This window comes from Arthrobacter gengyunqii (assembly GCF_023022985.1).
Classification (GTDB): domain Bacteria; phylum Actinomycetota; class Actinomycetes; order Actinomycetales; family Micrococcaceae; genus Arthrobacter_B; species Arthrobacter_B gengyunqii.
The window spans coordinates 1,206,302-1,223,688 of record NZ_CP095461.1; the positions used below are offsets into that span (position 1 = coordinate 1,206,302).

General features: G+C 64.2%; 17 protein-coding genes and 1 tRNA gene. 13 read left to right on the forward strand and 5 right to left on the reverse strand.

Annotation, left to right across the window (positions count from 1 at the left end; all coding sequences use genetic code 11):
- The first annotated feature begins 90 nt into the window (after positions 1 to 90).
- The 7 genes from MUG94_RS05450 to MUG94_RS05480 all read left to right on the forward strand — a co-directional run bounded on the left by MUG94_RS05450 (position 91) and on the right by MUG94_RS05480 (position 6,793).
- On the forward strand, positions 91 to 1,527 hold the full coding sequence (locus MUG94_RS05450) for a sugar porter family MFS transporter (RefSeq protein ID WP_227908131.1): 1,437 nt from the start codon (positions 91 to 93) through the stop codon (positions 1,525 to 1,527).
- A gap of 96 nt (positions 1,528 to 1,623) precedes the next feature.
- Positions 1,624 to 2,433, forward strand: a complete 810-nt coding sequence (locus MUG94_RS05455) for a phage holin family protein (protein WP_227908132.1) — start codon at positions 1,624 to 1,626, stop codon at positions 2,431 to 2,433.
- 31 nt (positions 2,434 to 2,464) lie between these two features.
- Positions 2,465 to 3,085 (forward strand): CDP-alcohol phosphatidyltransferase family protein, encoded by a 621-nt coding sequence (locus MUG94_RS05460; RefSeq protein ID WP_341482159.1) that lies wholly within the window; start codon positions 2,465 to 2,467, stop codon positions 3,083 to 3,085.
- Positions 3,085 to 4,026 carry a DMT family transporter gene (locus MUG94_RS05465; RefSeq protein ID WP_227891274.1) on the forward strand — a complete coding sequence of 314 codons (942 nt, stop codon included), beginning with the start codon at positions 3,085 to 3,087 and terminating at the stop codon, positions 4,024 to 4,026. Before MUG94_RS05460 ends, MUG94_RS05465 begins: the two co-directional genes overlap by 1 nt.
- A complete protein-coding gene (locus MUG94_RS05470; RefSeq protein ID WP_227908133.1) occupies positions 4,023 to 5,222 on the forward strand; it encodes a glycosyltransferase in 1,200 nt (399 codons plus the stop codon). The genes MUG94_RS05465 and MUG94_RS05470 overlap by 4 nt, the downstream gene beginning before the upstream one ends.
- 99 nt (positions 5,223 to 5,321) lie before the next feature.
- Positions 5,322 to 5,395, forward strand: a tRNA-Ile gene (locus MUG94_RS05475).
- 213 nt (positions 5,396 to 5,608) lie between these two features.
- Positions 5,609 to 6,793, forward strand: coding sequence for an acyl-CoA dehydrogenase family protein (locus tag MUG94_RS05480; protein WP_227891270.1), 1,185 nt, complete (start codon positions 5,609 to 5,611; stop codon positions 6,791 to 6,793).
- Between the two features lie 30 nt (positions 6,794 to 6,823).
- On the opposite strand, the gene MUG94_RS05485 is transcribed toward MUG94_RS05480, so the two are convergent.
- Positions 6,824 to 7,525, reverse strand: a complete 702-nt coding sequence (locus MUG94_RS05485) for a M23 family metallopeptidase (protein WP_227908134.1) — start codon at positions 7,523 to 7,525, stop codon at positions 6,824 to 6,826.
- Between the two features lie 429 nt (positions 7,526 to 7,954).
- Between MUG94_RS05485 and rpsB the strand changes: the two genes are divergently transcribed.
- The 6 genes from rpsB to MUG94_RS05515 all read left to right on the forward strand — a co-directional run bounded on the left by rpsB (position 7,955) and on the right by MUG94_RS05515 (position 13,228).
- Positions 7,955 to 8,836: a 30S ribosomal protein S2 gene (gene rpsB, locus MUG94_RS05490; RefSeq protein WP_227891267.1), complete on the forward strand. Its 882-nt coding sequence runs from the start codon at positions 7,955 to 7,957 to the stop codon at positions 8,834 to 8,836.
- A gap of 136 nt (positions 8,837 to 8,972) precedes the next feature.
- Complete coding sequence (tsf, locus tag MUG94_RS05495; RefSeq protein ID WP_227891266.1) at positions 8,973 to 9,812, forward strand: translation elongation factor Ts; 840 nt, start codon at positions 8,973 to 8,975, stop codon at positions 9,810 to 9,812.
- A gap of 135 nt (positions 9,813 to 9,947) precedes the next feature.
- Complete coding sequence (pyrH, locus tag MUG94_RS05500; RefSeq protein WP_227891265.1) at positions 9,948 to 10,679, forward strand: UMP kinase; 732 nt, start codon at positions 9,948 to 9,950, stop codon at positions 10,677 to 10,679.
- A 309-nt stretch (positions 10,680 to 10,988) separates the two neighbouring features.
- Positions 10,989 to 11,546, forward strand: a complete 558-nt coding sequence (gene frr, locus MUG94_RS05505) for a ribosome recycling factor (RefSeq protein ID WP_227891264.1) — start codon at positions 10,989 to 10,991, stop codon at positions 11,544 to 11,546.
- A gap of 71 nt (positions 11,547 to 11,617) precedes the next feature.
- Complete coding sequence (locus MUG94_RS05510) at positions 11,618 to 12,514, forward strand: phosphatidate cytidylyltransferase (protein ID WP_227908205.1); 897 nt, start codon at positions 11,618 to 11,620, stop codon at positions 12,512 to 12,514.
- Between the two features lie 135 nt (positions 12,515 to 12,649).
- Positions 12,650 to 13,228 (forward strand): DivIVA domain-containing protein, encoded by a 579-nt coding sequence (locus tag MUG94_RS05515; RefSeq protein ID WP_227891262.1) that lies wholly within the window; start codon positions 12,650 to 12,652, stop codon positions 13,226 to 13,228.
- A 24-nt stretch (positions 13,229 to 13,252) separates the two neighbouring features.
- Here the strand turns inward: MUG94_RS05515 and MUG94_RS05520 are convergent, their stop codons facing one another.
- The 4 genes from MUG94_RS05520 to MUG94_RS05535 form a co-directional block, all read right to left on the reverse strand.
- Positions 13,253 to 14,719 (reverse strand): sodium/solute symporter, encoded by a 1,467-nt coding sequence (locus MUG94_RS05520; RefSeq protein ID WP_227908135.1) that lies wholly within the window; start codon positions 14,717 to 14,719, stop codon positions 13,253 to 13,255.
- A 30-nt stretch (positions 14,720 to 14,749) separates the two neighbouring features.
- On the reverse strand, positions 14,750 to 15,049 hold the full coding sequence (locus MUG94_RS05525; RefSeq protein ID WP_227908136.1) for a DUF485 domain-containing protein: 300 nt from the start codon (positions 15,047 to 15,049) through the stop codon (positions 14,750 to 14,752).
- Positions 15,050 to 15,186: 137 nt separating this feature from the next.
- Positions 15,187 to 15,939: a LytR/AlgR family response regulator transcription factor gene (locus MUG94_RS05530; RefSeq protein ID WP_227908137.1), complete on the reverse strand. Its 753-nt coding sequence runs from the start codon at positions 15,937 to 15,939 to the stop codon at positions 15,187 to 15,189.
- A gap of 19 nt (positions 15,940 to 15,958) precedes the next feature.
- Positions 15,959 to 17,167, reverse strand: a complete 1,209-nt coding sequence (locus MUG94_RS05535) for a sensor histidine kinase (RefSeq protein ID WP_227908138.1) — start codon at positions 17,165 to 17,167, stop codon at positions 15,959 to 15,961.
- Between the last annotated feature and the right edge of the window lie 220 nt (positions 17,168 to 17,387).

Below are 17,387 nucleotides of genomic sequence, written 5' to 3' on the forward strand. Positions count from 1 at the left end.
CCTAGGCCCATCGTGCCTAGGGTTATGCGTAGGATTAGTAGGTTTGGGGCGGGACTTTCACAACATCTACGAGAGACAGAGGAACCTTCAATGGGCGCAAGCCAGCCAGAGCCTCACCCGGGTGAATCCGAAAAGGTGGCCCACCCGTTCAAGGTGATTGCAGTTACCGTGGCGGCAGCAGTGGGCGGCCTGCTGTTTGGGTTTGACACGGCGGTGATCAACGGCGCCGTGGACGCCATTGGCGAAGAATTTACACTCAGCCCCGGGATATTGGGCTTTACGGTCGCCATCACTCTTTTGGGTTGCGCAGCGGGTGCCTGGTTTGCCGGTCAGCTGGCAGACCGGCTGGGACGCAAGAAGGTCATGGTCGGCGCTGCCATTCTGTTCGCCGCCAACTCCGTGGGTTCCGCCTATGCCTTCAGCGAGTGGGACCTGATGTGGTGGCGCCTTGTCGGAGGCCTCGCCATCGGCACCGCGTCCGTCATCGCACCGGGCTACATCGCTGAGGTTGCCCCCAGCAAGTGGCGCGGAGCGCTGGGCTCGGTCCAGCAGCTGGCGATCACCCTGGGCATCTTTGCCGCGCTGCTGTCCGACGCTTTCCTGGCTGATGCCGCGGGCAGTGCCCTCGGAGAACTTTGGTGGGGCTTGGCGGCGTGGCGCTGGATGCTGCTGGTTGGTGTCCTTCCCGCCATCGTTTACGGTGTGCTGGCCCTGACCATTCCGGAATCTCCCCAGTATCTGGTCCGCCACAACCGGGACGAAGACGCGGCGAGGGTGCTGCGCTCCGTGTCCGGGGTTCAGGACACGGACCTGAAGATCCGACAGATCAGGGAGAGTTTCAACAGCAAGAAGCCCACTTTCAAGGACCTGCGCGGCCCGAAGTTCGGACTCCAGCCGATCCTCTGGGTTGGCATGGCCATCGCCGCTTTCCAGCAGCTGGTGGGCATCAACGCCATCTTCTACTACTCCACGACGCTGTGGAAGTCCGTGGGATTCAGCGAAAGCGACTCGTTCACGACGTCGGTCATCACCTCCGTCATCAACGTCGTTATGACCATCGTGGCCATTGCCTTTGTCGACAGGATCGGACGCCGCAAGCTGCTGATGATCGGTTCCGCCGGAATGTTCGTTGGCCTTTTGATGGCCACGATTTCCTTTTCCCAGGCCGAAGGCATCGGTGACAGCGTCGAGCTGACCGGTATCTGGGGGCCGGTGGCGCTCGTGGGCGCGAACCTCTTCGTGATTTTCTTTGCTGCCACCTGGGGGCCGGTCATGTGGGTCACCCTCGGCGAGGTCTTCCCGAACAACATCCGTTCCCTGGCCCTGGGGCTGGGCGCGATGGTCAACTGGATCTTCAACTTCATTGTCACGCTGTCGTTCCCCTGGGTGAGCGACAACTTTGGCGTCTGGATCATGTACGCCATCTTCACCGTCTTCGCCGTGATTTCCTTCTGGTTCGTGAAGACAAAGCTGCCGGAATTCTCCGGACGGGACCTCGAAGACCGGGAAGGTCTGGAAACCACGTAGGCAGGATCGTCCTGTTCACAATGTGAAAGCTGGGGACAATGGTAATTTTGGGTAATGGCAACGGCGAAGGTTAATCAGGGGACGGAGGCTGGGCGCATGAAACGCTCTGCTAATACACGAAGGACCGCAGGGAATTCCTCGCTGGTCGGTTTGGCGAAAGTAATGGCCCGGCTGACCCCCCGCCAGCTGACCGACGAGCTTGGTTTGGCCACTGCCGAAATGAAGCAGAAGGGCATCAAGGCCGGCATTGCCGCTGCGTTTATGGTGGTGGCGCTGCTCTTCATCGCCGGCCTGGCCGTTGCACTGGTTGTCGCCGCGATCCTTGGTCTGGGCACCGTTATGCCGGACTGGCTTGCCGCCCTGCTCGTGGCACTGCTCTTCCTGATCATTGCCGCCGTGGGCGGGCTGATCGGATACAGCCGCTTCAAGAAGACACTGCCGCTTCTTCCGGAAGAAGCCATCTACGGCCTGCGGTATGACCTTGGCGTCCTGAAGGAAGGCCGCAGCTTCGATCCGGCCACGCTGGAGAAGAAGCCGGCGGAACCCAAGGACAAAGACAAGGACAAGAAGGACAAAGACAAGGACAAGAAGAAGGACTCGAACGAGGACGGCCCGAAACCGGCCACTCCCGAGGAGCTGCGCACCCGCACAAGGCAGCGCCGCGAACATATGGCTGCCGTACGCGACGGCCTGGCCGAAAAAGTCGATGTCAAGGACCAGATCCGGGAGCTGAAGGCACGCCGCGCGGCTCAGCACCGCAGCTCCGACTCCAACGGACAGGGCGCCGAGTCGTCGTCCAGCGATGAGATCATGGCCCTGATCAAGGAACGCTGGCAGCCGCTGACGGTGCTGGCGGCTTCCCTGCTGGCCATGGTCATCATGATGCGCAGGATCTCCCAAAAATAGGTCCCATTATCGCTGACAAGGGGAGTGGGCCGTGATCAGAGTCATCGGTGCGGGAACGCGTCCGGACCGTGTGGACACGGAACTGGACACCTTCTGGACCGTTCCGAACCTGATCACGGTCCTTCGCTTTCTCGGAGTGCCGCTGTTCGTCTGGTTCACCGTTCACGAAGAGTACGGTCCGGCGTTCATGACACTTGTGTCCGTGGGCTGCACCGATTGGGTGGACGGTTATCTGGCCCGCCGGCTGGGCCAGGTATCCCGCGTGGGCAAATGGCTGGATCCCGTGGCTGACCGCCTTGCCCTGATCATTGTCGCGACAACATTCGTTGTGCAGGGGATTGCACCCTCGTGGCTGGTGCTGGCCATTGTGATTCCCGACGCCGTGCTGATCCTCAACGCCCTGCTGTTGTTCCGCGGAAGTCCCAATCTTCCCGTCAGCACCATCGGCAAAATCCGGACCGCACTGCTCCTGCTGGGTGCCCCGCTGCTGTTGCTCGAGCTGGTCCCCGGATTTGGTTACGGCTGGCTCTCCGCCGCCGGAACGGGCCTCCTCCTGCTGGGCTGCGTGGGCCACATCCTTGCGGCGGCAGGATATTTGCGGGCGTCCTGGCTCAAGCATGGCCGGGAACGCACTGCCGCCGGTAACGGCTGATGGTCGGCATAGCCATCACCTGCGCCCTGGCCAGCGCGGTGTTCCTGGCCTTTGGCGCCCAGCGCCAAGGGAGCGCGGTCAGCGCTGACACCGGCGGCCTGGAGCTGAATTCTTCACAGTTGCTGCGGCTGCTGCGCAATCCCCGCTGGCTGCTGGGGCTGTTCCTGCTGGGGGTGGGGACGGCGCTCAACGTCACCGCACTGACGCTGGCTCCGCTGACCGTGGTCCAGCCCATCGGCTCCATTGCCCTGGTGATCACCACCATCGTGAACTCGCGGGATCAGGGCCTGCGGATGAACCGCATTACCGTCGTCTCCATCGTGGCATGCGTGGTGGGCAGCGCTCTGTTTGTCTCCCTCGCCGTCGGCGTCACCCGGGACCAGCAGGAGGTCCGCCCCGCGCAGGAGCTCACCATCGTCTTGATTCTGGCGGTGGCTGTGGTGTTCTTCGGCACACTGAACGCACTGTTCGGCCGGCGAATCGGCGCTATCGGCTTCATTGTGGGCGCCGGAGTGCTTTTCGGTTTCGTGGCCGTACTGACCAAGGTCATTGCGGCCGATTTGCTGAATCCAAACGGGCGGTTCCTGCTCAACGTGCCGTGGTACACCCTCCTGGGAATTGCCGTCGCGGGAGGGCTGGGGGCCTGGTTCGTGCAGAGCGCCTACTCCAGCGGCCCGCCGGACCTGGTCATCGCCGGATTGACGGTTATCGATCCGATGGTGGGCATTGCCATCGGCATCGGAGTCCTCCATGAACTGGTGCCGAATGTGCCTGCCGTGGCTGCCGTTGCCATGGGGGTGGCAGCTTTGATTGCTATCGTGGGGGTTGTTGCCCTCTCCCGATATCATCCGGACGTTATCCAACGACGGGCAGAGGCACGGCGCCGGCAAAAGCAGGCCGCCGCAAAAACTCCCAAAGATCAAAAGAGGGGCTCCCCGTGACCGACGACGCATCGGCCGACAAACCGCTGACCATCCTCATTGCGTGTGACACTTACCCGCCCCATCTGAACGGTGCCGCGCAGTTCGGCTACAGGCTCGCCCGCGGGTTGCACGGGCGCGGTCATGACGTCCACGTGCTGGCGCCCAATGATGTCGACGGCGGCAGCAGGAGCGATCTTGACGGGGAGTGGCCCGTCCACCGCCTTCGGTCCCACGGCGTCCCCACGCACGAGTACTGGCGCATCTGCCTGCCCTGGGAGATCAAGAAGGAAATCAGCCTGCTCTTTGACCGGGTGCAGCCCGACGTCGTTCACATCCAGTGCCACTACATGGTGGGGGAGTACACGCTGTACGAGGCGGAGAAGCGGGGCATCCGCGTGATTGCCACGAACCACTTCATGCCTGCAAACCTTGATCCCTTCCTGCCGTTTCCCCGCTGGCTCAAGAACATCGTTGCCAAGAACTCCTGGAAGGATATGGGCAAGGTCATGGGCCGCGCGGCAGTGGTCACCACGCCCACTCCGCTGGCTGCAAAAGCCATGCACGCGCACGCGTTCCTGCCGGATGTCCTGCCACTGTCCAACGGCATCGACGCAGCCGTTTACGAGCTCAAGCCCGGCGAGAGCATCGAACCACATCCGTATCCCACCGTTCTGTTTGTGGGACGGCTGGCCGAGGAAAAGCACGTGGACGTGCTGATCGACGCCGTCGCCAAAGCCCCTGACCACCTCAACGTGCACGCCGAAATTATCGGCGGCGGCGAAGTCAAGGGCAGTCTGCAGGAGCAGGTCAAACGGCTGGGTCTGGAAGGCCGCGTGGTCTTCCGCGGTCTGGTGTCCGACGAAGAACTGCGCCGGGCCTACCAGCGCGCGGATGTCTTTGTCATGCCCGGAACCGCCGAACTCCAGTCACTGGTCACGCTGGAGGCCATGTCAGCGTCCACCCCGGTGGTACTGGCTGATGCAATGGCTCTGCCGCATCTCGTGGACCCGGCCCGCAACGGTTACTTGTTTGAACCTGGAAACAGCGACGAACTCAGCGAACGGCTGACCTCCATCCTCGAACTGGACCCGGATGAACGGACCAGGATGGGTGCCCACAGCCGCTCCATGGTGGAACGCCACAGCCTGGACGCGACCCTCTCCACGTTCGAGGACCTCTACTACGGGCGGCCGCAGGGCCAGGGAACCATCTAGTTCCCGTGTCCCTCCCGCCGGATTGGGAGGAGGGACACGCCTGCCACTAGGATGTCCATGTTGCCTTCGGCGCAACACCCGCCCCGCAGGGGGCAGCACGGGGCTGTAGCTCAGCTGGTCAGAGCAGCGGACTCATAATCCGTGGGTCGTGGGTTCAAGCCCCACCAGCCCTACCGTGTGATGAGTCGGGACATCGTTCACGGATGACTCGCGACATAGGCAACACCCCGGTCTTCGGACCGGGGTGTTTCCTTTTGCACCGCAGGCCGGCAGCCCCTGCCCGCAGAAAGCGATCGTGTTGTACATCATGTTACTGATGGGTAACATGGGTGAGACCGGCTTCACAGCCCCGGATCACTGATGATCAGCAGCGAAGGATATTTCCCATGGCAATTATCGACGTCGACAACCTTCCGTACGCGGACGGCGACTTCTACGCATTTGAGGACCTGCTCTCGGACAAGGAGCGGGACCGCCTCCACGAAGTCCGGGCCTGGTTGAAGACCGAGGTCACGCCGCATGCCGCTGACTGGTGGAATGCCGGTGAATTCCCGCACCACATGATCCCCAAGATTGCCGAACTGGACGTCATGAGCCCGGTGTACCGCCAGGGCCACTCCAATCTCTTTGCCGGCCTCTGCCATGCCGAGTTCACCCGTGCGGACACCTCGTTTGCCACTTTCATGGGCGTGCATGACGGCCTCTTCACGGGTTCCATCGAGGCTCTCGCCTCGGAAGAGCAGAAGGCCGCGTGGCTTCCGGACATCTACTCGCTGAAGAAGATCGGCGCCTTCGGCCTGACCGAGCCGCTCGGCGGCTCCGATGTGGCCGGCGGAACCCGCACCACGGCCCGCCGCGACGGGGACAACTGGATCCTCAACGGTGAAAAGCGCTGGATCGGCAACGCCACCTTCTCCGACTGGGTTGTCATCTATGCCCGCGACGTCGAAGACAACCAGGTCAAGGGGTTCCTGGTGGACACCAAGACCGAGGGGTACAGCGCCACCAAGATTGAGAACAAAATTGCGCTGCGCACCGTGCAGAATGCCGACATCGTCCTGGACAACGTGGTGGTCAGCGACGATTTCCACCTGAAGGGCGCCAATAGCTTCAAGGACACCAACAAGGTCCTCAAGGTCACCCGCCTCGCCGTGGCGTGGCAGGCCGTGGGTCAGCAGATGGCGGCCTTCGACGTGGCCCGCAAGTACGCCGTGGAGCGTCATCAGTTCGGCAAGCCGCTGGCATCCTTCCAGCTGGTGCAGGAACAGCTCGTGAAGATCCTGGGCAACACCGTCAGCTCCATGGGCATGATGGTTCGCCTGGCACAGTTGGAGGACCTGGGCCAGGCCAAGGACGAACAGTCCGCCCTGGCCAAGGCTTTCACCACGGCCCGCATGCGCGAGTCGGTGGCGATGGGGCGCAGTATTCTCGGTGGAAACGGGATTGTCACGGACTACGGCATGGCCAAGATTTTCGCTGATGCCGAGGCCATCTACTCCTACGAAGGAACATACGAGATCAACACCCTGGTCACCGGGCGTGCCATCACCGGTGTTGCCGCGTTCGTGTAACCGGAAAATGGTTGACCGCGGCTGAACGTTTCAACAGAGAATTAAATAACGAACCGATCTGCCCGGTTGTTGTATCCGCAGTGCGGCCAGTCCCTCAGGGGGCTGGCCGCACTCCGTTGCCGGAGTAAATCTGTTCCTCCTTTCACTGCCGGCAGAGGCGAAGGACTTGCGCAGCGGCAGCAGGACCGACGGCCTGCGGTCGGTGACATAACGCAGTGGATTCACGTACTCGCCGTTTAGCCGCACACCCCAGTGCAGGCAGGATGCCGCGCAGTGCCCCTGCGTCGATTCGGCCAGTACTCCAATGAGTTCGCCTTCCGCCACCCGGTCTCCGGTGGATGCCGCGGCATCCACGGGTTCAAAGCTCGTCAGCAGGCCCCCGCCCACGTCCACTGTCATGACGGGCCGGTTGACCACCCGCCCGGCAAAGACCACGGTGCCCGCTGCTGGACTGAGAACCTGCGTGCCGGACGGTGCGGCAAGGTCCACTCCCCGGTGGCCGGCCAGCCAGCGTTGCGGCGGCGGACGGAAACCCCGGACCACTTCCGGTGCCGGTGAAACCGGCCAGCTCCAAGCGGGCTCGTATGCCGCGGCGGACCAGGCAAGGTCCGGGCCGGCTCCGTCCCGCGCGGCCGCGGCCGGTGCTGCCCCGGCTTCGAGCGGCACGGTGGCGGAGACCGGCAGGATCAGGAGAACAACGAGCAAGCGGCAGCCCCACGTTCGAAAGTTCATGCTTCATCGTGTGCCGGACGCCCTGCCGTTACCGGAGGATCCGGGACGGGGGTGGAAAAGTTCACTGCTGCGGCGGTCGAAGCGGCGCTGGGGAGGACGGAAGCGCCCCGCAGCTGGTGTATAGTTGACGAAGCAGTTTGCTGTGCCATGTTCCCTGCCCGCAGGGGGATGCCGCTTCCGCGTTTCACCGAAGCGCAGGCGATTTCCGGCACTGGAGACTGACTACGCGTGCCCCAATTATCCGTGACCTTCCTTCGGGAAAGCCGCGGGTGCCTTTCCATCGGTCCGGTAAGCCGGCAGGAGAGGCATGCTGACTCAGCTGATGGGCGCCAGGAGCTTCGCCCGCCCGGGCGTACAGCTATCAACCGTCAATTGGCAGCAGGAAACATGTGCTTCGGCACGCCGACTGCTGCCGGAAGGAGTGACGACATGCCCGTCGTTACAATGCGCCAGCTGCTCGACAGCGGCGTCCACTTTGGACATCAGACCCGTCGCTGGAACCCGAAGATGAAGCGCTTCATCTTCACCGAGCGCAACGGCATCTACATCATCGACCTGCAGCAGTCGCTGTCCTACATCGACCGCGCCTACGAATTCGTCAAGGCCACCGTTGCCCACGGCGGAACCGTACTCTTTGTCGGTACCAAGAAGCAGGCTCAGGAAGCCATCGCCGAGCAGGCCACCCGTGTTGGCCAGCCGTACGTGAACCAGCGCTGGCTCGGCGGTATGCTCACCAACTTCCAGACCGTTGCCAAGCGCATCCAGCGTCTGAAGGAACTCGAAGAGATCGACTTCGATGACGTTGCCGGTTCCGGCCACACCAAGAAGGAACTGCTGCTGCTGAAGCGCGAGCTCACCAAGCTGCAGACCAACCTCGGCGGCATCCGCAACCTGACCAAGGCACCGTCCGTGGTCTGGATCGTTGATACCCAGAAGGAACACCTCGCCATTGACGAGGCCAAGAAGCTGAACATCCCCGTTGTTGCCATCCTGGACAGCAACTGCGATCCCGATGACGTCGACTTCCCGATCCCGGGCAACGACGACGCCATCCGCTCGGTCAACCTGCTGACCCGCGTTATCGCCGACGCCGTTGCTGAGGGCCTGATCGTCCGCCACAACAAGTCCGGCAACACGGAAGCTCCGGCTGAGCCGCTGGCCGAGTGGGAGCGCGAGCTCCTCGAAGGTGCAGCAGCCCCCGCCGCTGAAGCAGCTCCCGCCGAAGCTCCGGCTGAAGCAGCCCCGGCTGCTGAAGAGGCTCCGGCCGAGGCCGCTGCTGAGGCTCCCGCCGCGGACGCAACAGAGAAGTAAATAGAAAGTTCCCGAATCACCGCAGCTGAGGCCAAAGTGATTTCGGGATGTCTGCTGGCGCGGCTGGCCGGAGTTTTCCGGCCAGCCGCTCTGGCGGAATCTCACCAAAACTTATAACGGGAGGACTGGAGTTCAAATGGCGAACTACACCGCTGCTGACATCAAGGCACTGCGCGAGCGCACCGGCGCCGGCATGATGGATGTAAAGAAAGCTCTGGACGAGGCCAACGGCGATGCCGACAAGGCCATGGAGCTCATCCGCATCAAGGGCCTGAAGGGCGCGACCAAGCGCGAAGGCCGTTCCACCGCTGAGGGTCTGGTTGCGGCCAAGGTCATCGACGGCACCGTCGGCGTCATGATCGAACTGAACTGCGAAACTGACTTCGTTGCCAAGTCCGCCAAATTCATCGAGCTGGCCGACAAGGTCCTGGCTGCAGCCGTTGAATCTGCTGCTGCCGACGCCGAAACCCTCCTCGCCTACAACGTTGACGGCAAGCCGCTGTCCGAGGTTGTTATCGAGGAAGGCGCAATCTTGGGCGAGAAGGTTGTTGTCCGTCGCGTGGCACGCATCGAGGGCAAGACCGTTGATGCCTACCTGCACAAGACTTCCAAGGACCTGCCGGCCCAGGTTGGCGTGCTGTTCGCCGTTGACGGTGACAGCGAAGAAGCCAAGACCGCTGCACACGACATCGCCGTGCACACCGCTGCTTACGCTCCCACCTACCTGACGCGCGAAGAAGTTCCCGCCGAGACTGTGGAAAACGAACGCCGCATCGCTGACGAGACGGCACGCGCCGAGGGCAAGCCCGAAGCCGCGCTGACCAAGATCGTTGAAGGCCGCCTGACCGGTTTCTTCAAGGAAATCGTTCTGCTGGACCAGCCGTTCGCGAAGGACGCCAAGAAGACCGTTGCGAAGGTCCTCGAAGAGGCAGGAACCGCACCGTCCGGTTTCGCCCGTTTCCGCGTAGGCGCCTAGCCCACAAGGCACTGGACCTGACGGACACGTCATCATGAACAAAAGGGGCAGTCACCAAGGTGGCCGCCCCTTTTGTTTGCCCAAAACCAGTTCTCCAATCCTGAACCACGCACGTTCCTATGCCCGGGAGGCACCATGGCCCACGTCCTGAAAGACACCGATTTGACGCGCCGCCGCGTACTGCTGAAGCTCTCCGGCGAAGTTTTTGGCGGCGGCAAGCTGGGCGTCGACCCTGACACCGTCCGCGCCGTCGCCAAGCAAATCGCCGCCACCGTTGGTGAAGTGGAAGTTGCCATCGTCGTGGGCGGCGGAAACTTCTTCCGTGGCGCTGAACTCTCACAGAGCGGCATGGACCGCTCGCGCGCCGATTACATGGGCATGCTCGGTACCGTCATGAACTGCCTGGCGCTGCAGGACTTCCTGGAGCAGGCCGGCGTCGAGACCCGTGTCCAGAGCGCCATCACCATGGGCCAGGTCGCCGAGGCCTACATCCCGCGGCGCGCCATCCGCCACCTGGAAAAGGGCCGCGTGGTGATCTTCGGCGCCGGCGCCGGCCTGCCCTACTTCTCCACCGACACGGTTGCCGCGCAGCGCGCCCTTGAGGTGCACGCCGACGAGGTCCTGATGGCCAAGAGCGGCGTGGACGGGGTCTACACCGCTGACCCGAACAAGGATCCCTCCGCCGTGCGGCTGGAAACCCTGACCTACGACGACGCCCTGCGCCAGGATATCCGCGTCATGGACCAGACGGCGATGACCATGTGCAAGGACAATGACCTGAACATGGTGGTCTTCGGCATGGAAGGCGAAGGGAACGTCACCCGGGCCATCCGCGGCGAGAAGATCGGCACCGTCGTTTCGAACTAGCCTGCTGTGCCCGGCGGTGTCCCTTCGGGACCTGAGCGGCGGCAACGATATTCCCTCGGCCTCGGACGGCCTCCGGAATAATAAAGCCGCCTTCCTCCAGCTCCCTACGGGACCCGTCGGGCCGTCATGCTGCTCACCCGCCGGCTTGAGGGCAAGGTCGGTGCAGGGAACCTAAGACCCTTTTGCGCCAAGAGGGTCCCCCCTCCGCCTCGCAAGCTCGGTGCAGGGAACCCTGACCCTTTTGGCTTAGGATGAATAAGAGAGCCCAGCCACCACCGCGTGGACATTTTTTGCGTGTTAGGAGACACCATGATCGAAGAAACACTGGCCGAGGCCACCGACAAAATGGACAAGGCGGTGGAAGTTGCCAAAGAGGATTTCTCGACGATCCGCACCGGCCGCGCCACTCCCGCTCTGTTCTCCAAGGTCCTGGTGGACTACTACGGCACTCCCACGCAGCTGCAGCAGCTGGCCTCGTTCGGCACGCCGGATGCACGGACCCTGCTCATCACTCCCTACGATGTCTCCGCACTGCGGGCCATTGAGCGCGCACTGAGCGACTCCGAGGTGGGCGCCAATCCGTCCAACGACGGCAAGGTCATCCGGGTTGTCATGCCGGAGCTGACGCAGGACCGCCGCAAGGAATACGTCAAGATCGTCAAGACCAAGGGCGAAGACGCCAAGGTCTCGGTCCGCAACATCCGCCGCAAGGCCAAGGATGCGCTGGACCGCCTGGTAAAGGACGGCGAAATTGGCGAGGACGACGGCGCCCGTGCCGAAAAGGATCTTGACGCGCAGACAAAGGCCCACACCGAGGCCATCGATGATCTGCTCAAGCGCAAGGAAGCCGAGCTGCTCGAGGTCTGATGAGCAACGACCAGCCTCCCAACAAGGCTGGCGGTACGTCCCTTGAGACTCCGGCAGCAAAGGCCACGGACATGAGTGCCACCGACGGAACAGGTTCAGACGAACCGGCGAAGGTATCCAAGCGAGAAGGCAAAAAGCCGAAAGCACCGGCAAAGCCCTCGAAGGCCGGCCGCAATCTGCCGGCTGCCATCGCCGTCGGCGTTGTCCTGCTTGGCGCGCTGCTGTCCGGTTTGCTCTTCTTCCCCTTTGCGATTGTGGCCATTGCAACGGTCTTTGCCGCCGTCGGCGTGTGGGAAGTCAGCCGGGCGCTGGAAGTGCGGGGGATGAAAGTCCCCTTGGTTCCCGTTTTGGTGGGAACCGTGGCGCTGCCCTTCGCCGCTTATTTCGGCGGCAGCGAGGCGTTGGCTTTTGCCCTCGTGGCATCGGTTGTCGCACTCGTGCTGTGGCGCACCATCGACACCGCGGAAGACGCCGTGCGCAGTATTCTGGCCGGAATTTTCGTGTTGCTCTGGGTGCCTTTCCTGCTGAGCTTTGCCCTGCTGCTGCTGGGCGAGCCCGGCGGCCAGGTTCGCGTAGCCGTGCTGCTCCTTTTGGTGGTTTCCAATGACACCTTCGGGTACATCGTGGGCGCAGTCTTTGGCAAGCACCCCATGGCGCCGAAAATCAGCCCCAAGAAGTCCTGGGAGGGATTCGCCGGTTCGGCGGGCGGGGCCACCGTTGTTGGCATCGTGGCTGCGCTCTACTTCCTGGACCAGCCCTGGTGGTTCGGCCTCGTGCTCGCCGTTGCCACGGTGGCCGCAGCAACGGCCGGAGACTTCTCCGAATCCATGATCAAGCGGGAGCTTGGGGTCAAGGACATGTCCAACCTGCTGCCCGGGCACGGAGGCATCATGGACCGGCTGGACTCGATTGTGTTCGCTGCACCCGTGGTCTTCATGCTCTCGGTGCTGCTGGTGCCCGGGGCCTAGCTCCGGAGTGCGGCAGCAGCGGCGACGCTCCCCGGCGGCAGGCCTGGCCGGCCGCAGGGGAGCGGCAACGTAGGATAGTTAAAGGTTTTCCACCAGTCTCGGCAAGCGGCATGACCACAGAGGAACAGTTAAGACATGGACGAAGCGCGGCAGGCCAGCGCCCCTTTCGAGTGTGTGGGGCGTCGGGAATACGGGTACAACACGCGGCAGGTTGATGAGTTTCTGGCTAAGGCCCGCAGCTACTACAACGCCGAAAGCCCGGCCGCAAAGGCGATAACCAGCCGCGACGTCCGCTCCATGGCGTTTGACCCGGCCAAGGCCGGCTACGAACCGCAGGCCGTGGACGCAGCGCTGGACCGGCTCGAAGATGTCTTTGCACAGCGCGAACGAGATCAGTTGATTCAGGACAAGGGCGAAGAAGCCTGGCTCCTGCAGATCGGGCGCACGTCGGCCGTCCTTCGGGGCCGGCTGCACCGCAAGCCCGGGGAACGGTTCCGCCGTCCCAGCAAGCGCAAGGTGCCCAGCTACAACGTGCAGGACGTCGACGCGCTTTGCAACGAACTGCTTGGCTACTTCGAAAACGACAAGCCGCTCAGCGTGGACGTGGTGCGCCGCGCCGTTTTCCGCGAGGCCAAGGGCCCCGAGGGGTACGAGGAAACGCAGGTTGATGTGTTTCTTGACCGCGTCGTGGAACTGATGGCCTCGATCGATTAGGGCCATCGCTGACCGGCAGCGGCGTCAGTCCCGCCGTTCCGGGGTGTGCAGCCGGGCCAGGATTTTGGCGGCGCCCGCGGGAGCGAGATCCGGCCGCAGCCGTGACACGGCGACGGTCACCATGAAGGCAGCGGGAACGGTCCAGGCCGCCGGCTGCTCCAGCCAGACCGGTGCCGCCAGGCCCGCGGTGGCCAGCACACCCCCGGCCACCATGGCGCCTCCGCACAGCACCGCTCCGGTCACCATGCCGGCCACAGCTCCGGGGGAGGTGAGCCCCCGCCACCAGATGCCCAGCACCAGCAGCGGACAGAGCGTTGACGCCGTAAAGGCGAACACCATGCCCACGCTGCCGGCGAGTGCCTGCGAGCTGGTCAGCAGGGCCAACCCCAGGGGTACGACGGCGGCCAGCACGGCCGAGAGCCGGAACCCGCCGACGCTGCCGCGGAAGAGCTCCTGGCTGACCACCCCCGCCAGGGACACCACCAGCCCGGAAGTGGTGGACAGGAAGGCGGCGAAGGCGCCGGCCGCCACCAGCGCCGAGAGCAGGTCTCCCACAGCGCCGTCGAACACCCGCCCCGGGAGCAGCAGCACCGTCGAATCCGAGCCTCCGGCGGCCAGCTCCGGCGTGTAGATGCGGCCCAGCACCCCGTAAATAATGGGGAAGATGTAAAACAGCGAGAGCAGGCCCAGCACGATCAGGGTGGTCCGCCGGGCAGAAGCCCCGTCGGGGTTGGTGTAGAAGCGCACCAGGACGTGCGGCAGGCCGAGCGTGCCGCAGAGCAGTGCAATGCTCAGTGAAATATTCCGGTAGAGGGACGCGTGCGTCTCCGGGTCCAGGGCGGCGGCAAATGCTGCACCGCCGTCGGTCCACGGCAAGCCCTCGCGGGAAAGCCGAAAGAGGACAAAGAGCACCGGCACGGCGATGGCGACCAGCTTGAGCCAGTATTGGAAGGCCTGCACAAAGGTGATCGAGCGCATGCCTCCGGTCATGACGCTTAGGCAGACCACCACCACCACCGCAACCGAACCGACCCACCCCGGCAGGCCGGTGGTGATCCGGATCGTCAGAGCGGCACCGTGAAGCTGCGGCACGATGTACAGCCAGCCGACGGCGATCACCAGCAGGCTGGTGATCCTGCGGGCGGACAGCGATTCAAGCCGGGACTGGGCAAAGTCCGGGATGGTGTATGCCCCGGACCGGCGCAGCGGGGCGACCACAAACAGCAGGAGCATCAGGTAGCCCGCGGTGTAGCCGATGGGGAACCAAAGGGCATCCACGCCGGTCACCAGGATCAGTCCGGCCACGCCCAGGAAGCTCGCAGCGGACAGGTACTCCCCGCCGATGGCCGAGGCGTTCCACCAGGGACGAACGGTGCGGGAGGCCACATAGAAATCTCCCGTGGTCCGCGAAATCCGCAGTCCGTAAACGCCGATCAGCAGCGTGGCGGCAGTGACCGCTGCCAGGGCTGCGTAGCCTGTTGCCGGGTTCATGCCGGCCATCCTGCTTTAAGGATCATCACATCAGACATCATCAACCAGATCCCGGAATCTCTGCTCGTTGCGGGCGGCGCTGCGGACATACAGTGCGCCGCAGACGATCACCAGGGGGTAGACGCCGGCCCCCAGCAGGAACCAGGGCAGCGGAACGGTGAAAAGCGTCAGGCTGGCGATCACGGGAAGGAAGGCCAGCAGCACCGGAACGCCGAGCAGGATCAGCATGAAGCCGCCTCCCACCACCAAAGCGAGCCGCAGCTGGGAGCGGATCAGCGAGTTGATGAAGAGCTCACCCACTTCGGTCTGCTCATCCAGTTCCCGCGACACGGTGTACGGAGCCCCTGATGCCGGGGCGGATCGGGGAGCGGTGACCCGCACGCGCTGCGGAGGGCCGGCCGGTGCCGAAGGCGGTCCGAAGGGTACCGGGGAAGGAGGCGCCGATGCGTCCGCCGCGGGTTCATGGTTCATGCGCGGGGCCGCACGCGGCTGGAGGCGAGTGTGCTGCGCACTCCCGGCAGGTGGCGGCGGCTGACCGGCAGCTCAGCAGACCCCACGGTAATGCTGGCACGACCGCCGGCCACCCGCACCTGCCGGATGTGGGCGCGGGACACCAGGTAGGAGCGGTGGATTCGCACAAAGCCCGCCTCGGCCCACTGCTCTTCCAATTCCGCGAGCGGAACGCGGATCAAATAGGATGCCGCGTCCGTGTGCAGACGGGCGTAATCGCCCTGCGCCTGCACATACCGGATGTCTTCGCGGCGGATGATGCGGGTGGTGCTGCCCTGGACCACGGTGACGACGTCGCTGTCCCCGGCCGCCGCTTCCGCCGCCAAGTCACAGATCCGCCGCACCGACTCGGCCAGGCGAGCGGGGCGCACGGGCTTGAGCAGGTAGTCCACCGCGGCGAGGTCGAAGGCTGCCAGTGCCTGTTCTTCGTCCGCCGTCACAAACACCAGTGCGGGCGGACGTTCCTTGCCGCCGAGCACCCGGGCGATGTCCAACCCGGACAGGGCGGGCATGTGAATATCCAGGAACACTGCGTCCACGGCATGGTTTTCAACCAGGTTCAGCGCCTGCGCCCCGCTGGAAGCCCGGTGTATTTCGCCGACCCGGGAATCCTTGCCGAGCAGGAACGCCAGCTCGTTGACGGCCGGCAGTTCGTCATCGGCAACGACCACTGAAATTTGCCGGGGACTGGGTTTACCGAGAGCGGACATGTGAATCAGGTTACAAGATTCAGGTGCGGTGGCCCGGCTGCGACTTGGGGATTCGCATGGTAATCAGGGTGCCGGCGCCCGGGGCGGTGTCGATGACCAGCCCGTGATCCTCGCCGTATACCTGGCGGAGCCTGACATCCACGTTGCGCAGGCCAACATGGTCGCCCTCGGCGTGCCCGGCCAGGACCGCCTGCAGGTATTCGGGATCCATGCCCACGCCGTTGTCTTCGACGGTGATCACCGCCATGGCGCCCGCATCGGTGGCCGTGATCGTGATGTGCCCCTCGCCGTCGGCGGCTTCCAGGCCGTGGCGCACCGAGTTCTCCACGAGCGGCTGCAGCGACAGGAAGGGGATGACCGTACCGAGGACTTCCTGGCCGATCTGCAGGCTGATCTTCAACCGGTCGCCGAAGCGGGCACGCTCCAGCAGCAGGTAGCGGTCGATGGCCTGCAGCTCCTCGGCCACGGTGGTGAAGTTGCCGCTGCGGCGGAACGTGTAGCGGGTGAAATCGGCGAATTCCACCACCAGCTCCCGCGCCCGTACGGGATCGGTGGTGATATAGGAGGCGATGGCATTGAGGGAGTTGTAGATGAAATGCGGGCTGATCTGTGCCCGCAGTGCCCGTACTTCGGCCTCCATCAGCAGGGTGCGCGAGGTGTCGAGTTCAGCCAGTTCCATCTGGGCGGCAACCCATCCGGCAACGTCGTTGGCGGCGCGGACGAGCCCGGCGCTTACCGCTGGAGCGAAGACGGCAAGGGTGCCCACGGTTTTCCGGTTGACCTGCAGGGGGCACACGAGCAGCTGCCGGCCGCCGTCATCGTCGTCAAACCCCAGGGAGCGCAGCGATGCGCCGCGGAAGACCCGGGTCCGGCCGCTTTCCAGCACGGTCCGGGACGCCGCCAACAGCCGGGTGCGGGATACGGGGACGTCCGGAAGCGAGCCCTCCCAGGCAAGGACGGCGGCCGCGTCCGCAAGGACCAGCGTGTCGCAGCCCAGCAGGGCGCGCAGATGCCGGCCGGCCTTTCCGGCTCCGGAGGCCGTGAGTCCGGCACGCAGATGGCGGGAGGCCAGCGTGGCGGTGTGCAGCGCGGCATAGGCGGCCCGCTCCGTGTCGGAGCCGAGGTCCCGCTGGGAGCGGCTGAGGCGATAGCCCAGCGCGGCGACGGCGGCCACGGCCACCAGCGCGACGGCGCAGATCACGGCGATGTCGACGGCTGGGCTGAACATGCCCTTAGCCTAGCCGCAGGCCATTCGGTTCCCCGTTCAGCGCAGGCTGCCGCACCGCTCACCGCAGGGGAGTGACCGTTCAGCGAGGCCGGGGAGAAGAATGTGGTGCTGGCCGGGCATCCATAGCAGGGTGATGCTGATCACATTTTGTACGTGCGTGCTGTCCGGCGCGTGGTGCCCGAGGGGGCTGCCGCCGGGACGTGCCCAACTCAAGGAGGAG